This window comes from Dialister hominis, from assembly GCF_007164725.1.
GTDB lineage: Bacteria > Bacillota > Negativicutes > Veillonellales > Dialisteraceae > Dialister > Dialister hominis.
In genome coordinates, this window is sequence record NZ_AP019697.1 from 766,453 (window position 1) to 783,162 (window position 16,710).

Annotated in this window: 15 protein-coding genes and 1 pseudogene; 15 read left to right on the forward strand and 1 reads right to left on the reverse strand. The window is 45.8% G+C overall.

Going from position 1 to position 16,710, the window contains the following annotated elements; all coding sequences use genetic code 11:
* The first annotated feature begins 184 nt into the window (after positions 1-184).
* Complete coding sequence (fabF, locus tag Dia5BBH33_RS03565; RefSeq protein WP_022382658.1) at positions 185-1,432, forward strand: beta-ketoacyl-ACP synthase II; 1,248 nt, start codon at positions 185-187, stop codon at positions 1,430-1,432.
* On the forward strand, positions 1,429-2,163 hold the full coding sequence (gene rnc, locus Dia5BBH33_RS03570) for a ribonuclease III (RefSeq protein WP_022382659.1): 735 nt from the start codon (positions 1,429-1,431) through the stop codon (positions 2,161-2,163). The genes fabF and rnc overlap by 4 nt, the downstream gene beginning before the upstream one ends.
* A 96-nt stretch (positions 2,164-2,259) precedes the next feature.
* Here the strand turns inward: rnc and rbr are convergent.
* A pseudogene (rbr, locus tag Dia5BBH33_RS03575) lies at positions 2,260-2,805 on the reverse strand (rubrerythrin).
* Between the two features lie 373 nt (positions 2,806-3,178).
* On the opposite strand from rbr, the gene Dia5BBH33_RS03580 reads away from it, so the two are divergent.
* The 13 genes from Dia5BBH33_RS03580 to Dia5BBH33_RS03640 all read left to right on the forward strand — a co-directional run bounded on the left by Dia5BBH33_RS03580 (position 3,179) and on the right by Dia5BBH33_RS03640 (position 16,709).
* Positions 3,179-3,805: a DUF47 domain-containing protein gene (locus Dia5BBH33_RS03580; protein ID WP_022382662.1), complete on the forward strand. Its 627-nt coding sequence runs from the start codon at positions 3,179-3,181 to the stop codon at positions 3,803-3,805.
* Positions 3,798-4,790 carry an inorganic phosphate transporter gene (locus tag Dia5BBH33_RS03585; protein ID WP_022382663.1) on the forward strand — a complete coding sequence of 331 codons (993 nt, stop codon included), beginning with the start codon at positions 3,798-3,800 and terminating at the stop codon, positions 4,788-4,790. Before Dia5BBH33_RS03580 ends, Dia5BBH33_RS03585 begins: the two co-directional genes overlap by 8 nt.
* A 156-nt stretch (positions 4,791-4,946) precedes the next feature.
* Positions 4,947-5,807: a ribosome biogenesis GTPase YlqF gene (gene ylqF, locus Dia5BBH33_RS03590; RefSeq protein WP_143332400.1), complete on the forward strand. Its 861-nt coding sequence runs from the start codon at positions 4,947-4,949 to the stop codon at positions 5,805-5,807.
* A complete protein-coding gene (locus Dia5BBH33_RS03595) occupies positions 5,804-6,586 on the forward strand; it encodes a ribonuclease HII (protein WP_108849818.1) in 783 nt (260 codons plus the stop codon). Before ylqF ends, Dia5BBH33_RS03595 begins: the two co-directional genes overlap by 4 nt.
* 192 nt (positions 6,587-6,778) lie before the next feature.
* Positions 6,779-7,396, forward strand: a complete 618-nt coding sequence (locus tag Dia5BBH33_RS03600) for a precorrin-2 dehydrogenase/sirohydrochlorin ferrochelatase family protein (RefSeq protein WP_231939306.1) — start codon at positions 6,779-6,781, stop codon at positions 7,394-7,396.
* On the forward strand, positions 7,380-8,648 hold the full coding sequence (hemA, locus tag Dia5BBH33_RS03605) for a glutamyl-tRNA reductase (protein WP_232518080.1): 1,269 nt from the start codon (positions 7,380-7,382) through the stop codon (positions 8,646-8,648). Before Dia5BBH33_RS03600 ends, hemA begins: the two co-directional genes overlap by 17 nt.
* Positions 8,638-9,567, forward strand: a complete 930-nt coding sequence (gene hemC, locus Dia5BBH33_RS03610) for a hydroxymethylbilane synthase (RefSeq protein ID WP_108849816.1) — start codon at positions 8,638-8,640, stop codon at positions 9,565-9,567. The genes hemA and hemC overlap by 11 nt, the downstream gene beginning before the upstream one ends.
* Before the next feature lie 22 nt (positions 9,568-9,589).
* On the forward strand, positions 9,590-11,104 hold the full coding sequence (cobA, locus tag Dia5BBH33_RS03615) for a uroporphyrinogen-III C-methyltransferase (protein WP_108849815.1): 1,515 nt from the start codon (positions 9,590-9,592) through the stop codon (positions 11,102-11,104).
* 1 nt (position 11,105) lies between these two features.
* Positions 11,106-12,092 (forward strand): porphobilinogen synthase, encoded by a 987-nt coding sequence (gene hemB, locus Dia5BBH33_RS03620; protein WP_022382670.1) that lies wholly within the window; start codon positions 11,106-11,108, stop codon positions 12,090-12,092.
* Positions 12,089-13,387, forward strand: coding sequence for a glutamate-1-semialdehyde 2,1-aminomutase (gene hemL, locus Dia5BBH33_RS03625; protein ID WP_108849814.1), 1,299 nt, complete (start codon positions 12,089-12,091; stop codon positions 13,385-13,387). The genes hemB and hemL overlap by 4 nt, the downstream gene beginning before the upstream one ends.
* Before the next feature lie 195 nt (positions 13,388-13,582).
* Positions 13,583-14,071, forward strand: coding sequence for a ferritin (locus tag Dia5BBH33_RS03630; RefSeq protein ID WP_022382672.1), 489 nt, complete (start codon positions 13,583-13,585; stop codon positions 14,069-14,071).
* Positions 14,072-14,802: 731 nt separating this feature from the next.
* The gene (locus Dia5BBH33_RS03635; RefSeq protein ID WP_022382150.1) at positions 14,803-15,156 is read left to right on the forward strand and encodes a YraN family protein; all 354 of its coding nucleotides are present in this window, start codon (positions 14,803-14,805) and stop codon (positions 15,154-15,156) included.
* 38 nt (positions 15,157-15,194) lie between these two features.
* Positions 15,195-16,709 carry a YifB family Mg chelatase-like AAA ATPase gene (locus Dia5BBH33_RS03640; RefSeq protein ID WP_108849813.1) on the forward strand — a complete coding sequence of 505 codons (1,515 nt, stop codon included), beginning with the start codon at positions 15,195-15,197 and terminating at the stop codon, positions 16,707-16,709.
* Position 16,710 lies beyond the last annotated feature (1 nt).

The window sequence follows — 16,710 nt, forward strand, 5'->3', positions numbered from 1 at the left end:
GAATTTGATATTCATAATGGAGCCGGGGAAGTATATTGCTTCCCCGGTAAACCAATATGATAAGGAAAATTGGGGAAAATGCCTCAAAAAAGCGGATTACGTATCTGCTGTCATCCGTTTTTTTGAGGTTTTGTCCTGGGATCGAATACATAATAATCATATTTTTTTAGTGAGGTGCTCCTTTATGGAAAAGAGAAGAGTCGTTATTACAGGGATGGGTGCAGTAACCCCTGTTGGTATTGGAACAGAAGAATTTTGGGATGCGCTGCTGGCAGGAAAATCCGGCATCGCTCCGATTACTGAATTTGATGCAACAGATTTCCCTGTAAAGATCGCAGGCGAAGTCAAAGGCTTTGATCCTGAAAAATATGTTGGAGATAAAAAAGCTGTACGTCACATGGACAGAAATGCCCAGTTCGCTGTAGCAGCAGCTAAGATGGCAGTTAACGATGCAAAGCTGGATATGGCTAATGAAGATCCAAACCGTGTAGGAACCATCATCGGAACGGGCATCGGCGGCATCAAGACAATGGAAGATACCGTACACCGCATCGATACCCGCGGTTCTGCAAAGGTCAACCCGTTTGCTGTACCGATGATGATTGCAAACATGGCTTCCGGCCAGATTTCCATTACATTCGGCCTGATGGGACCGGTACTTGCTGATGTAACAGCATGCGCTTCCGGCAACAATGCAATTGGAAGAGCAACAAGAATGATCCAGTACGGTGATGCCGATGTCATGTTTGCCGGCGGCACCGAAGCTGCAGTAGCGAAGACACCGATGGCTGGATTTGCTGCCATGAAAGCACTCTCCTCAAGAGACTGCCCTCCGGAAGAAGCATCCTGCCCGTTTGATATCAGACGTGACGGATTTGTTCTCAGTGAAGGCAGCGGCGTCCTGATTCTTGAAGAACTGGAACACGCTAAAAACAGAGGCGCACATATTTATGCTGAAGTTATCGGCTACGGCACAAATGGTGATGCATACCATATTACAGCTCCAAGACCGGATGGCGAACTTGCAGCACGCTGCATGCAGAAAGCTATCGATGATGCAGGAATTTCTCCGGAAGACATCGATTACATCAATGCGCATGGCACATCCACAGGTCTTAACGACAAGAACGAAACCAAGGCAATCAAGAAAGTACTTGGAAAACATGCCTATGATATCGTTGTCAATTCAACAAAATCCATGACAGGGCATCTTCTTGGCGCTGCAGGCGCAGTTGAAGCAATCGTCTGCGTCATGTCCATTATGAACAATAAGGTTCATCAGACACTGAACCTGGTTACTCCGGATCCGGAATGTGATCTTGACTACGCTCCGGAAGGCCCGAGAGACATGAAGGTTGATGTAACCATGTCCAATGCATTCGGCTTTGGCGGACATAATGCTGTTGTTATCCTGAGGCGCTATGAAGAATGAATCATTCGGAAATAAGACGGAAGGAACGTCTCGCAGAAGTGAGGGAATTTGCTGAAGAAAATCAGATTCCTGTGCAGAACATTCAGCTGCTAAATACTGCATTGACACATACGTCTTATGCGAATGAACATAAGAATGAAGTGATCCATGACAATGAGAGACTTGAGTTTTTAGGCGATGCAGTCCTGGATCTTGTTGTCGGTGAATATCTTTTTCTGCGTTTCCCGTCATGGCCGGAAGGCGAACTGACGAGAGCAAAAGCCAGTGCAGTATGCAAGCCGGCTTGTGCGGAATGTGCTGCCAAGTTTCAGGTAGGGAAGTACATGCGTCTTGGAAAGGGCGAAGAACTTTCCGGCGGGCGTACAAGGATTTCGATTCTTGGAGATGCCTTTGAAGCTGTTATCGGTGCCATCTATCTGGATAATAATTATGAAGTCGCTGCCCGTTTTATCCTGGGGCATCTGAAAAAGTTCCTTGATCTGATTGATCAGGGCGATTATGATCATGATTACAAATCCGATCTTCAGGAACTGGCGCAGAAGCACGGAGACGTGGATATTCGCTATGACGTTGTCAGGGATGAAGGCCCCGATCATGACAAGACCATTTGGATGAAGATCATGATTAATGGCAAAGACTTCGGTACGGGCGTTGGAAAAAATAAAAAGGAAGCAGCGCAGAAAGCTGCCAAGGAAGCAATAGAGCGTATCCATAAGGGAGAACGCTTTTAACGAAAATAAAAAGCTGTGAAAACGAATCATCATTTTCACAGCTTTTTTTGTTACATTGATTCATATTTAAGTAAGAAATCGAAGGCAGACGAAATCTTAATAATTCTCAGCTTTGATTTCGAAGAAAGATCTTGGGTGACCGCAGACAGGACATTCAATAGGAGCTTCTACAGATTCAACCGTGTATCCGCAGTTGGAGCAGATCCAGAGCTTCTTTTCACCTCTCTTGAACAACCTTTCGTTTTCTACATTGGCAAGCAGAAGCTAGTAGCGGGTTTCATGGGACTTTTCAATTTCGCCGACCTTGGAGAAAAGGAATGCAATCTGCGGGAAGCCTTCTTTTTTAGCGGTTTCAGCAAATTCAGGATACATGGAGGTCCATTCATCGTGTTCGCCTTCGGCAGCCATCTCCAGATGTTCAGCGGTCGATTTTCTCAGATCTCCGACAAGCCAGAACTAGATCTTGGCATGTGCTCTTTCATTATTGGCTGTTTCTCTGAATAAGTCAGAAATCTGGCGGGAGCAGTCCGGATCCTTTTCAGCTTTATTGGCAAAAAGATTATATTTTACATGAGCCTGCGATTCACCGGCATATGCTGCACGCAGATTCTTTTCTGTTTCTGTGCCTTTGAGGCGCACCATTTCTTTCGCAATCTTTTCTCTGTTCATGATATATTCTCCTTTACCCTAAAAAAACGAGCGGCTTTGCATATCCGCTTTTTTTATTTTCAGTATAGGTTCATTGGGTATTTATGTCAATTCATATATGACTTGCGGCCGGTTTGACAGGTGCATCGGCTATAAATTTGCCATTGGATGCTCTTAATTGAGACCTGAATACCATTATAGCTAAAAGGAATAGGTACATAACTTCCTAATACAAAAATCATATAAAAACTTAACTTTGTAAGCACAAAATTTACATACATTTTACACAGGTAAGGTAACATTGGAAATAGAGTAAATTTTTCATAAAATTAATAATAATATTAAAAAATGGAGGATATCCGATATCATGTTTAGTCTGGTTAACAAGCATGAAGAGTTCTTTGATTTTCTTGTGACAAATGCGGAATATTTCCACAAGGGAACTGTCATGGCAAAAGAGGTTCTTCAGGATCCTTCCAAGCTGGAACGTTATTCCAAAGAAGTAAAGAATCTGGAGCATTCCGCAGATCGTGTAACTCATGAAATTACTACCAAGATGCGTCATGTATTCATTACTCCGATTGACAGGGAAGACTTCTTCCTCTTGACCAGTACACTTGATGACTGCGTTGATGATGTACAGGATGTCGTATTGAGCCTGAAGCTTTATCATGCGGGAATTGGCTGGGAACTTCCGCTGCGTATGTCGGAAATCCTTATTGAAATGTCCAATGAACTGATTATCCTCTTCCGTCTTCTGAAAGATATAGACAAGAATGAAACTGAAATAGGGGAACGTACAAGAAAGATCAATTCGCTGGAAAGTGAAGGCGATGCTGTTTACAGAAATGCGATTTCAGATCTTTTTGACGGTACCCATGAAGTCATGGAAATCATACGGTGGAAGGAAATCATGGAAGCGATGGAAGATACCGCCAATCGTGCAGAGAAGGTGGGGAACCTGATTAAAGAGGTGGTCATGAAATATGCCTGATATCTACATGATTGGAGTCGTTATTGTATTGGCACTGTGCTTCGATTTCATCAACGGATTTCATGATACGGCCAATGCAATTGCCACCTGTGTTGCAACGCGCGCATTAAGTCCTCGTGTTGCGATCATTATGTCGGCTATATTGAACTTTGTTGGTGCAATGATTTCAACGGGCGTTGCTAAAACTATCGGCGGAGAGATAGTTACATCTCCTCACATGGTCGATTCTGTTGTTCTGGCTGCGGCTCTGGCATCTGCCATCCTCTGGAATCTCTTTACCTGGAGAATTGGGATGCCTTCGAGCTCCTCTCATGCACTGATCGGCGGCGTTATCGGCGCAGTCATCATTTCTTACGGAACGGGTGCCATTCATCTGGCCGGCGTTCTGACTATCGTTCTTGGCCTCGTCTGCTCGCCTGTAGTAGCACTTGTCATGGGTTACATCTTAATGACTCTTCTATACCTTGTTTTCCGCAACGTAGGCAAGTCCAGAGTCAACTATGTCTCCACCCATATTCAGATCCTTTCTGCCGCACTTATGGCATTTTCCCATGGTTCCAATGATGCTCAGAAATCCATGGGTATTATCACGCTGGCACTTCTTTCTGGCGGCTATATCGGAGCGCTTGAAGTTCCGTGGGAAGTAAAAGTTGCCTGCGCTCTTGCCATGTGCTTCGGAACAAGTATTGGCGGCTGGAAAATCATCCGTACTGTCGGCAATAAAATTTTCCGCATGCAGCCTGTCAACGGCCTTGCTGCAGACTTGAACTCTGCAACGATCATTTTTACAGCTACGATGCTTCATCTCCCGGTTTCCACAACGCATGTTGTTACCGGTTCCATTATGGGGGTCGGCTGGGCTAAAAGATTCCGTGCTGTTCACTGGAGCGTTGCTTATCAGATGGTATCTGCCTGGGTAATGACGATTCCGTGTACGGCAGCCGTCGGAGCATTCGTATATCTTGTAATCAGACATATTTATTAAATACAGAAGTACTGATCATAAAAGCACTGAGGCGTTCAAGTCACGGTGCTTTTTGTTTTCATTGTAGTTACAGAAACCTGATGGATATATTGCCATTATAATAGTGCTGTTTATGATAAAATAAGTATAAAAGTAAAATACGCAGGAGGAAATAAAGTGCTTATTCAGTGGTTCCCCGGTCATATGACCAAAACGAAGAGAATGATAGAAGAGCATTTGAAAGCAGTGGATGTCGTCGCCGAATTGCTCGATGCCAGAATCCCTGTTTCAAGTGCCAATCCCATGGTAGAAGAGCTTGTATCAGGAAAGCCCAGAATCATTATTTTAAACAAGGCGGATCTTGCCAACCCAAGAGCAACTGACCAGTGGATTTCATATTATGAAAAAAAGGGCATCCCCGTTTTGCCCATGAGTGTAGGAAACAGCAAGAACAAGAAAAAACTGCTGCAGGTTATCCGTGATACAGCAGAACCGATTCTTGCAAAATGGAAGAGGAGAGGAATGAAAAGCCGCTCTGTCCGTCTGATGATTTTGGGGATACCGAACGTAGGCAAGTCCTCATTGATTAATTTTCTTGCAGGAACAGCAGCGACAAGAACAGCCAATACACCAGGCCAGACGAGAGGAAAACAGTGGGTGCGCCTTTCTGAAGGGCTGGATCTCCTTGATACGCCAGGCGTGCTCTGGCCAAAGTTTGATGATCAGACTGCTGCACTGAGGCTGGCAGCTACAGGAGCGATTGCCGGGGATGTGTTCAATGCCAGCGAAGTTGTGGCTGAACTCATGTCATCTCTGGGCAAGACTTCTCCGGAAATATTAAAGGAACAATATAATATAGAAAATCCGGATCAGGATCCGCAGGTTCTTCTTGAACAGGCCGGACGAAGGAGAGGCTGCCTGCTCCCCGGAGGGAATATAGATTTTGACCGGGCAGAGATGGTTGTTTTAAGAGATTTCCGAAATGGCAAGCTTGGAAGAATTACATTAGATCCAATACCGGAAGGGAAAGACGAATGACAATTCAGGAAATCAGGAACATCCTGAAAAATGATGATGTGCCGGCGTCATTGATGGAAGAAATTCTGTCTGATGAGCGCAAAGGTGTCAAACAAGCCGTGGTTTCTTACATGAACAGGCTGAGACGCGAAAGCGAAGAACGCCTGCGCGTGGAATCCATGTATGAGAAGGAAAGCGAGTTCTACAAAAAAGGAATCAACCTTATTGCAGGGATTGACGAAGTGGGAAGAGGCCCGCTTGCCGGACCCGTTACCGTAGCAGCTGTCATATTGCCGGCGCACTGGTTTGCATCCGGTCTTAATGATTCCAAAAAAGTAACGCCCAGACACAGGGAAGAGCTGTCCCGGAAAATCAGGGATGCAGCTGTAGACTACTCCATTGTAAGCATGTCTCCGGAAGAAATTGATTCGCTGAATATCTATGAAGCAACCATGCTGTGCATGTACCGTGCGGTCAAAGAACTCAAGGTAAAACCGGAAGCTGTCATCGTAGATGCCATGCCGCTCCACTTTTCAATTCCTACGATTTCTTTGATTCATGGTGATGCTATCAGCGCTTCTGTCGCTGCGGCTTCGATTGTTGCCAAAGTATACAGGGATTCATTGATGGATGAATATGATGCCAGGTATCCTGGATATGGATTCAAGCAAAATAAGGGATATGGCACAGCCGATCATATTTCAGCAATCCATCAGCTTGGCATTAATCCGATTCATAGAAAGAGCTTTGAACCCATAAAAAGCATGATTTTAGAAGGCACTTGCATTGAGCAGAAGTAATAGGAACACATTGTTCATTATTTCGCGTAATATTGATAAGTTATCCATGCATCTTTGTTGTTATGAATGGCATTCAGTGTTACAATTTTAAAGATAGAATAATTATAATCAGCTTAAGAAATAAAAAGCTCTCAATGAGCTTTTATCCTACTTATATTGAGGTGTATTTGTTTGTATCCTGTCAATCTAAAAGTGGAAGGTATTCCGTGTCTCGTAATCGGAGGAGGGCATATTGCACTTCGAAAGATTAGGAAACTGCTGAAGGAGAAAGCATTGATTACTGTACTGGCACCTGAAGCCTGCAGTGAAATTGGCGATATGGCCGTGAATAAGGATATTCAATGGGAAAAACGGACTTATACCGCCAATGACTGGAACGGGTATCAGATTGTAATCACTGCGGCAGGCCGGCGGGATGTAGCGGAAGACATAAGAAAGGAATCCATCGCGCATGGATTCCTTTATAATGCGGCAGACTTTCCAGAGCTTGGGAATTATACGATTCCGGCAAGCTTTAGGACTGGAGGGATACAGATAGCCGTTTCCACCGACGGCAGATCACCAGCTATGTCCAGGTATGTAAAAAAATGGCTTGAAAATAAAATACCTTCGGACTTTCCCCGATGGCTGGACAGGGTGGAGGCAATCAGGCTTGAAGTCAGGGCCGGCATTGCCGACAGCAAGGTACGCGAGGAATTTTGGCATGCTGCCTTTAACGATCAGATTATGGATCTTGTATTACAGGGAAATTTAGACGAAGCAGAGGAGTGTGTACGTCATGCGATTGGTAGTTTTGGGGTTAAATCATAAGACTGTGCCCGTAACTATTCGCGAGCAGTTTGCCGTTTCGGAGGAAAGCGCCAGAAGCGGCCTGCGTCATCTGGATGAGCAGTCAGGGATCAATGAGGCCGTTATCCTTTCTACATGCAACAGAACCGAGATTTATGCAGTTCTCGGCGATGCAGGATCAAGGGAAGGATTAATGAAGTTTTTCCTGGCTCTGTCCGGAAATAGTGAATCCAGGGATGAATATTTCTTCTATTATGAAGGAGAGGAATGCATCCGTCATTTGTTTGAAGTTGCTTCCGGCCTTGATTCCATGGTCATTGGCGAAGGCGGAATATTAAATCAGATCAAGACGGCTTATACGCTGGCACTGGCTGAAAAAGCAACAAAAACAATACTGAACACTTTATTCCACCGTGCAATTACAACCGGGAAACGTGTAAGAACAGAGACGCAGATTGCATACAGTGCCGTCTCAGTCAGCTATGCAGCGGTAAAACTGGCAGAGAAAATTTTAAACGGCCTGGAAGGCAGGAGCGCTATGGTATTTGGCGCAGGCGAAGCAGCTGAGCTTTTAGTTAAGAATCTTCAGGGAAAGGGACTCAGCCGCCTTGTCATTACAAACCGTCATTACGACAAAGCTCTGGAACTGGCAGGCAAGTTTGATGGGGAAGCTGTTCCGTTTGCCAATGCACTTTCACATGCTGATGATATTGATATCATCGTAACCGCTACCGGTGCATCCCAGTATATTGTAAAAGCATGGGATGTCAGGAACCTGATGATGAGAAGAAGCGTCAAGCCGCTTGTTGCCATCGATATTGCAGTACCAAGCGATATAGAGCCTGAAGTTGGAAATATCCGTAATGTTTCCTTGTATAACATGGATGACCTTCAGGGAATCGTTGAAAAGAATATCCGTTTCAGAGAAGGCGAAGCGGAAAGAGCGGAAATTATCGTTGAGGAAGAAATCCGCTCCATTGAAGAGAGATTTACTTATCTCAGCACCCGGCCTGTCATGGTTTCCCTGTCAGACAAAGCAGAGGAAATCAGGCAGAGGGAAATGAGAAAAGGTATGGCCAAAATTGATGGCCTTACCGATGAGGATAAAAGAGTACTGAATCATATGACTCATATGATCGTACGCAAAATACTTAGGGAACCAATGATCCATTTGAATGAGCATGCGGGGACAGAATGGGAAACCCCGGATAAAATTGCTTTGACACGCTTGTTCAAGCTGGACGTCAGAAAGGGGCAGGAACTTGAAAAATAGGATCGTCATTGCAACCCGTGAAAGTTTATTGGCACTTTGGCAGGCTCGTTATGTAGCCGGTAAAATTAAGGAAGCACATCCGGAAATCGATGTGGAGCTTCTTCCTGTAACGACCAAGGGGGATCAGATTCTCGACAGGCCGCTCGTTGAAATCGGAGGGAAAGGGCTCTTTATAAAAGAGCTCGAAGTGATGCTTCTGGAAGGGCAGGCGGATCTGGCGGTTCACTCCTTGAAAGACATGACGGCAGAACTGGCTGATGGACTGACTCTGGCAGCTGTGACTGCCCGTGAAGATCCAAGAGATGCATTTGTATCAGGGAAATATGCATCACTGGATGAACTTCCGCAGCATGCTGTTGTCGGTACATCAAGCTTGAGAAGACAGGCTCAGCTTCTTCATTACAGACCGGATCTTACTGTTAAATCCCTTCGCGGCAATGTACAGACAAGACTGCGGCATCTTGATGAAGGAGAATATGATGCAGTCATACTTGCTGCAGCAGGCTTGAAGAGACTCGGGCTGGATAGAAGAATCAAATCGTATATTGATACGAATGACAGCATACCGGCTGCCGGACAGGGCGTCATGGCGATAGAGGCCAGAACGGATGATGCAGATACGCTGGAAGCGGTTTCTTTCCTGCATAATGCGAATATTGCTTACTGCATCAGGGCAGAGAGAGCCTTTCTTGCCAAAGTAGGCGGCGACTGCAAAGTTCCGGCCGGAATATTCGTGGTTCCTGATGGAAGAAAGAAAATTGTGGCCAAGGCCTTTATTGCTTCGCCGGATGGAAAAGAATTGTACAGGGGCGAGGATGGAGCCTCGGATGCAGAAGCGGAAGCTCTTGGCGAAAGACTGGCGGAAAAACTGCTGAATGCCGGCGGCCGTGAAATCTTGAAAAATCTTCAAAAAATATAACCATACTAGTGAGGAGACGTACATGAACAAGGGAAAAGTTTATCTGATCGGGGCTGGCCCCGGGGATCCGGAACTGCTGACTTTGAAAGGGAAACGGTGCCTGGGAGAGGCGGACGTCATTGTCGGCGATTACCTGGCAGATAAGAGAATATTGAAGTTCGCAAAACCTGATGCTGAATATATTTATGTTGGCAAAAAAGTGGGCTGCCACACGATGAAACAGCATGAGATCAGTGAGCTTCTGGCGGAAAAAGGCAGGGAAGGCAAAATAGTTGCCCGTTTGAAGGGCGGCGATCCTTTCGTCTTCGGTCGCGGCGGGGAGGAAATCGAAGTACTGCGCAGGGCGGGAGTTGCCTTTGAAGAAATTCCGGGTGTAACAAGCGCAATAGCTGCGCTGGCTTACGCAGGCATCCCTGTAACTCACAGAGGTGTTGCAGCTTCCTTTACGGTTATTACCGGTCATGAAGATCCGACAAAAGACAAGTCTTCCATCCACTGGGATAAGCTTGCCTGCGGCTCTGACACATTGATTTTCCTGATGAGCGTCGGCCACACGGAACTGATTGCTTCCCAGCTGATGAAGTATGGCAGAAGCCCTGATACACCTGCGGCTTTTGTAAGATGGGGCACAAGGCCGTATCAGGAAACATATACAACGACACTGGAAAATGCAGCCAAGGATGTTGTCGAAAAAGGCATTGAGCCACCGGCCGTATTTGTCGTCGGAAATGTTGTAAAACTGAGAGAAGAAATGCGCTGGTTCGATAACCGCCCGTTATTTGGAAAGCGCATCATCATTACAAGATCACGTACACAGGCATCCCGCCTTGCCAACGCATTGGAAGAAAGAAGCGCATGCTGCATTGAAATTCCCACCATTTCGATTGAAGCGCCTTCTGATGATTATGCAGGCATGGATGATGGCATTGAACATTTAGATGAATATAACTGGCTGATATTCACAAGCCAGAACGGCGTCAACTATTTCTTCAACCGCCTGTTTGAGAAAGGAAAGGATCTCAGATCTGTCGGCCATCTCAAACTGGCAGCCATTGGACCTGCTACCGCCAAGGAACTCAAAAAGTACGGATTGAATAACGACTGCGTGCCTAAGCAGTATAAAGCGGAAGATCTTGTCGAAGAAATGAGACCGCTTGTCAAAGCAGGGGATAAGATTCTGATTCCCCGTGCCAAAGTGGCAAGAAGCGTCCTTCCGGAAGGATTGGAATCCATGGGCTGCGATGTGAACGTTGTTGAAGCGTATACAACGCATCCTGACAAGGGTGGAAAAGAAAAGCTTCTTGAAATACTTGAAAACAAGAAAGTAGACATTGTTACTTTCACAAGTTCATCAACAGTCTATAATTTCATGGACCAGCTTGATGGCCGCACCGAACTCCTGAAAGGGGTCCAGCTTGCATGCATTGGGCCTATTACAGCTGATTCATGCAGGAAATATCACTTGGAGCCGGATGTTGTTTCTGATGTTTACACAATTGACGGCCTTGTAGATGCTATTGAGAAGGGAGTTCATTAATATGAAATTAAATACACTTCGTCCGCGTCGTTTGAGAAGAACAAATGCAATACGCAGCATGGTCAGAGAAAATTCTCTGGAAATCAATGATTTCGTATATCCGATTTTCGTCGTTCCCGGTACGAATGTTAAGGAAGAAATTCCGAGCATGCCCGGACAGTATCATCTGTCCGTAGACAATGCAGTCAAAATGGCTGAAGAAGTCTATAAACTTGGAATTCCGGCAGTTGAAGTATTCGGCCTTCCTGAATATAAGGACGAAATCGGTTCTTCTGCATGGGACATGACAAGCCCTGTTCAGCGCGCAATCAAAGCTATCAAGTCGGCTGTCCCGGATCTTGTTATCGTTGGGGATGTCTGCCTATGCCAGTACACCTTAAGCGGCCACTGCGGAGTTCTTAAAGGACATGAAGTAGATAATGACCCGACACTGGAACTGATTGCGAAAGTCGCTCTTTCCCAGGCAGAAGCAGGTGCCGATATTGTAGCGCCTTCCGATATGATGGACGGACGTATTGCGGCCATTCGTGAAACACTGGACAAGAATGATCTCCAGAATGTAATCATCATGTCTTACGCTGTTAAATATGCATCCGGCTATTATGGTCCATTCCGTGATGCTGCTGATTCTGCACCGCAGTTCGGTGACAGAAGAGGATACCAGATGGATCCGGCAAACAGCAGAGAAGCTATGAAGGAAGTAGATCTGGATATGGAAGAGGGCGCAGATATTATCATGGTAAAACCTGCACTCGCATATCTTGATATCGTCCGTCAGGTCCGCGACCGCGTGGACAGACCGGTTGCCGTGTACAATGTATCCGGCGAATATGCCATGGTGAAGGCTGCCGCAGCCAAGGGCTGGATTGATGAGAAGAGAATCGTTATGGAATCACTCCTCAGCATGAAACGCGCAGGATCGGACATCATCATTTCCTATCATGCTCCGGATGTAGCAAAATGGCTTAAGGAGGAATCCGGAAGATGATTGACCTTCAGAAATCCAAGGCTGCATTTGAAGAAGCAAGAAAGTTTATGCCTGGCGGCGTAAACAGCCCGGTCAGATCCTATCCGCATATGGGCTGCCCGCCACCATTCATTGCAAGCGCTAAAGGCTCTCATATTACAGATATCGATGGAAATACATACATAGATTATGTCGGATCCTGGGGTCCGATGATTCTTGGCCATGCTCATCCGGCTGTCATTTCAGCTATCTGCAAGGCAGCGGAAAATAGCACCAGCTATGGCGCACCGACACTCAAGGAAACGGAAATTGCAGAACTGATTCATTCCGTATATCCTTCCATTGAAAAAATAAGAATGGTCAATTCCGGAACGGAAGCAACCATGAGCGCCTTAAGGGCAGCAAGAGGCTACACGGGAAGAGATAAGATTCTCAAGTTCGAGGGTTGCTACCACGGGCATGGGGACAGCCTTCTTGTAAAGGCAGGCTCCGGTGCAGCTACCTTCGGAAAGCCTGACAGTGCGGGTGTTACAAAGGGAACAGCCAAAGATACCCTCGTTACGCCATACAATGATATCCCGGCGTTTAAAGCCATAATGGATGCTGAAGGCGACGAGATAGCAGCTGTCATTGTTGAGCCGGTAGCAGGGAATATGGGATGTGTACTGCCGGTTCCGGGTTTCCTGGAAGCACTAAGAGAAGAGACGGCAAAATATGGCACTGTCCTGATTTTTGACGAAGTCATGTGCGGCTTCCGCACTTCATCACATGGAGCGCAGAGCTTCTATCATATCCATCCGGATATGACCTGTCTCGGAAAGATCATTGGCGGAGGCCTTCCAGCTGCTGCCTATGGCGGCAGGAAGGAAATCATGGCCTGCATTGCCCCTGACGGATCTGTTTATCAGGCAGGAACCCTGTCTGGCAATCCGCTTGCTGTTACTGCAGGGATTGAAACAATCAGGCAGATGATGAACATTCCGGATCTCGATAAGAAGCTGGCCGAAAAGACAAGTGCTCTTCTGGAAGGATGGAAGGAATCTGCAGACAAGGCAGGCGTTCCTCTCATCTGCCATCAGTCCGGATCCATGTTCGGCATTTTCTTCTCCGAAAAGGATGTCCTTAATTATCAGGACTCCTGTGAAGCAAATGCAGCTCAGTTCAAGGCATGGTTCCTTTCCATGCTTGACCAGCATGTTTACCTGGCACCATCCCCGTTCGAAACATTGTTCATGTCCTGGGCACATACAGATGAGGATATCGAACGTTCCATTGCAGCATCCCGCAAGGCAATGGAGGAAGCTGCAAAAGCGTAGCTGGTACCTGCAAAGGGATTCAGCATGATCTGAGGATGATAAAATAGTTTATAAACTATAGATATTTATAAATGAATAAGCGTATTTTCTCTTTACACTTTCCGTGTCCGGCGTTATAATATATATATATTATATATATATAAGGCTCGATAATGAGCCTTACCATTGGTTATTGGATACAAAGGAGAATGCCTTATGAAATTATCTGAAAAGCTTCTGAAGGCCCTTGTTGCACAGGTCAACATGGAATTCGCATCTGGCTATCTGTACCGCTCCATGTCTCATGACATGAAAAACCTGGCTCTGAACGGCTATGCTAAATGGCTCGACAAACAGTATGAAGAAGAAAGAACACATGCACTGAAACTGATCGGCTACATTGAAGACAGAGATGGCGTTGTTGATTTCACCGATATTGCCGGCGTAAAGAAACACTACAGCAATCCTCTCGATGTTGCTAAAGATTCTCTTGCACATGAAGAAGCAGTATCTGCTTCCATCCGCAGCATTTTCAAACTTGCCCGCGAAGAAGGAGATCTGGAAACAGAAGTTTTCCTGCAGTGGTATCTGACTGAACAGGTTGAAGAAGAAGTCAACGCCAGAGACAATGTTGCAGGCTTCGAAAAAGCAAAAGACTGCGATGGACTGCTCTACATGTTCGACGCTCATCTTGCTGATCGTTAATCGTATTATGGAAGAACGGCACCTTATTGGTGCCGTTCTTTTGTTTTTTAAAAAGGATAAATCTCGGCTTATAGGACATTTCGTGTTGTTTTTATAGTCGATGAGCCCCGCGTTTATCGGGCTCCATCGTCATTTTAAGATTTTCAGTAATTATTAAAGGGTGGACAAAACGTGTTGGTAAAAAGCCTCAAACCCCTGATAAATACAGGCTAAAATGGGATTTTATCTTTTCAGTGTGAATAATCTTCTGGAAAGATTATCGTTATGAAAAATAGATGCCCTTATTGTGTCTTTATCTGCTGCTGATGCGGAAAAGTGCGCATTTGAACACAAACCTGGAAGTGCTGAGAATATGGGCGCTTTTACGCTTCCAGCTAATTGTGATGAGATGGATTACAGTGCAGCTCGGGCGTATTTCAGTATGCCCCGTATTCTGCCCTTAATACAAGCATAATATAAATTTTTACCAACACGTTTTGTCCTATAACCCTAAATCTCCTCCAATCGTTTTATTTGCCGTGTCATTCTTCTTTACAGAATTTTTATACTTTGGCATTGACTATTATCCAAATGGGAATTTAAAATGAAAGACAAAGTATGTTCGTTATATACAGGACGGTATATAAATTTAAAATAAGTATAACAGGGCATGGGATCTTTCCTGCTCCCTGCGCCTGTTCTTACGCGGTCATAAAATTGCAAATATTGTATTTTCATGTTATGGAGGACTCATGGGAACGACAACTTTTGGCCGGGAAGGTGAAAATTTAGCCAAGGTGTATCTCGAGAAAAAAGGGTATAAATTTCTCGACCGCAATTTTAAGCGGATACATGGCGAAGTAGATTTAATTATGATGGATGGAGATGTTATTGTTTTTGTAGAAGTGAAAAGCAGGCATAACAGAAAATATGGTGATCCGATTGAGGCAGTTAACAAATATAAGCAAAAGCATATCCGCTATTGCGCAAACTTATACCTGTCATCACATCGTATCACTGATCAAAGTGTGAGATTTGATGTTGTAGAGGTACTGGCTTCAGCAGGAAGAGCAGTCCGGTACAGGCATACTCGAAACGCATTCTAGAACTTGGTATGGAAATTTAATTGTTGAGGGAGACAATTATGTATGCAGAAGTCTTAGGAACGACAACGTATGGGCTCAACGGGCATGTAATCGGGGTGGAAGTAGATATCAGGAGAGCGGCAGAAGCATTGGAAATAGTCGGACTTCCGGCCGCATCTGTCAAAGAATCTAAGGAAAGGGTCAATTCGGCAATCAGAAATTCCGGGTACCGCTTCCCTGGAAATAAAGTCATCGTCAATCTGGCGCCGGCAGACTTGAAAAAGGACAGCTCGGGGCTTGACCTTCCGATTGCAATCGGACTTTTGGCGGCCAACGGCGGTATTCCGCTGGATCGTTTGAAAAATATGATTTTCATCGGAGAGCTTTCTCTTCAGGGGGAAATAAGGCCTGTTCCCGGCGTACTGTCCATGGTATTGACCGGCAAAGCCGCAGGGATAACCAGATATTTCATGGCACCTGAAGTCACGAACGAAGCACTGCTCTGTGATGATATTGAAGTGTACGGGCCGAAGACGCTGCGGGAACTGGTTGAATTTCTGGTCGGAGAAAGAGACCTCCCTCAGGCAGTGAGAAAAGAAGACACAGAGGCAAAAGCCAGTGATGTCGATCTTTCTGAAGTTCAGGGCCAGGTCATCGCTAAACGCGCGCTTGAGATTGCGGCCGCAGGTGCCCATAATGTTCTGATGACAGGCGCACCGGGATCGGGCAAGACGATGCTTGCCAGAAGGATTACGACCATTCTTCCTCCCATGACTAGGGAAGAGGCGCTGGAAGTAACAAAGATATACAGTGTGGCTGGCCTTTATAAGGCGGATGACATTATCAGGGAAAGACCTTTCAGAAGCCCGCATCATACGATTTCCATGGCAGGCCTGATCGGAGGGGGAACGATTCCGCGTCCGGGCGAAGTAACTCTTTCTCACAGGGGCGTCCTGTTTCTGGATGAACTTCCCGAATTTCCGCGTTCCGTCCTGGAGGTTTTAAGACAGCCGCTTGAGGACAGGGAAGTGCATATTTCAAGAGTGAATGCATCCTTTGTCTATCCCTCCGATTTTATTCTGATTGCGGCCATGAACCCCTGTCCCTGCGGATATCTCGGGGATCCGCAGCATCAGTGTACCTGCACGGATGGGGAAATCAGGAGCTACGGAAGAAAGATATCAGGACCGCTGCTTGACAGAATCGATCTTCATGTAACGGTACAGCGTCCTAAATATAAAGAGCTCATTGCAACGACAAAGGGAGAATCCTCTGCCGAAATTGCAGCCCGTGTTTCAGCGGCCAGAGCAATCCAGACATCAAGACTTTCCAAATGGCATATGCAGAACAATGCACAGATGGGGCACAGGCAGCTGAAGGAAACCTGCCAGCTTGATAAGGAAGGCACTGAACTGCTTCATGAAATATTCGAAAAGCTGCACCTGTCTGCCAGGAGCTATGACAGGATCATCAAAGTTTCCCGTACGATTGCCGATCTTGACGGGCAGCCGCAGATTCTTGCCAAGCATGTTGCTGAAGCGATAAGTTACAGGAATATGATTCCGCAGAGGTGAT

Bases quoted from the DNA above. Each gene is read 5' to 3' on its own strand.
- rnc (WP_022382659.1), top strand. From the start codon at position 1,429: ATGAATCATTCGGAAATAAGACGGAAGGAACGTCTCGCAGAAGTGAGG.
- cobA (WP_108849815.1), top strand. From the start codon at position 9,590: ATGAACAAGGGAAAAGTTTATCTGATCGGGGCTGGCCCCGGGGATCCG.
- Dia5BBH33_RS03640 (WP_108849813.1), top strand. From the start codon at position 15,195: ATGTATGCAGAAGTCTTAGGAACGACAACGTATGGGCTCAACGGGCAT.
- hemL (WP_108849814.1), top strand. From the start codon at position 12,089: ATGATTGACCTTCAGAAATCCAAGGCTGCATTTGAAGAAGCAAGAAAG.
- Dia5BBH33_RS03635 (WP_022382150.1), top strand. From the start codon at position 14,803: ATGGGAACGACAACTTTTGGCCGGGAAGGTGAAAATTTAGCCAAGGTG.
- fabF (WP_022382658.1), top strand. From the start codon at position 185: ATGGAAAAGAGAAGAGTCGTTATTACAGGGATGGGTGCAGTAACCCCT.
- Dia5BBH33_RS03580 (WP_022382662.1), top strand. From the start codon at position 3,179: ATGTTTAGTCTGGTTAACAAGCATGAAGAGTTCTTTGATTTTCTTGTG.
- Dia5BBH33_RS03595 (WP_108849818.1), top strand. From the start codon at position 5,804: ATGACAATTCAGGAAATCAGGAACATCCTGAAAAATGATGATGTGCCG.
- Dia5BBH33_RS03630 (WP_022382672.1), top strand. From the start codon at position 13,583: ATGAAATTATCTGAAAAGCTTCTGAAGGCCCTTGTTGCACAGGTCAAC.
- Dia5BBH33_RS03585 (WP_022382663.1), top strand. From the start codon at position 3,798: ATGCCTGATATCTACATGATTGGAGTCGTTATTGTATTGGCACTGTGC.
- hemB (WP_022382670.1), top strand. From the start codon at position 11,106: ATGAAATTAAATACACTTCGTCCGCGTCGTTTGAGAAGAACAAATGCA.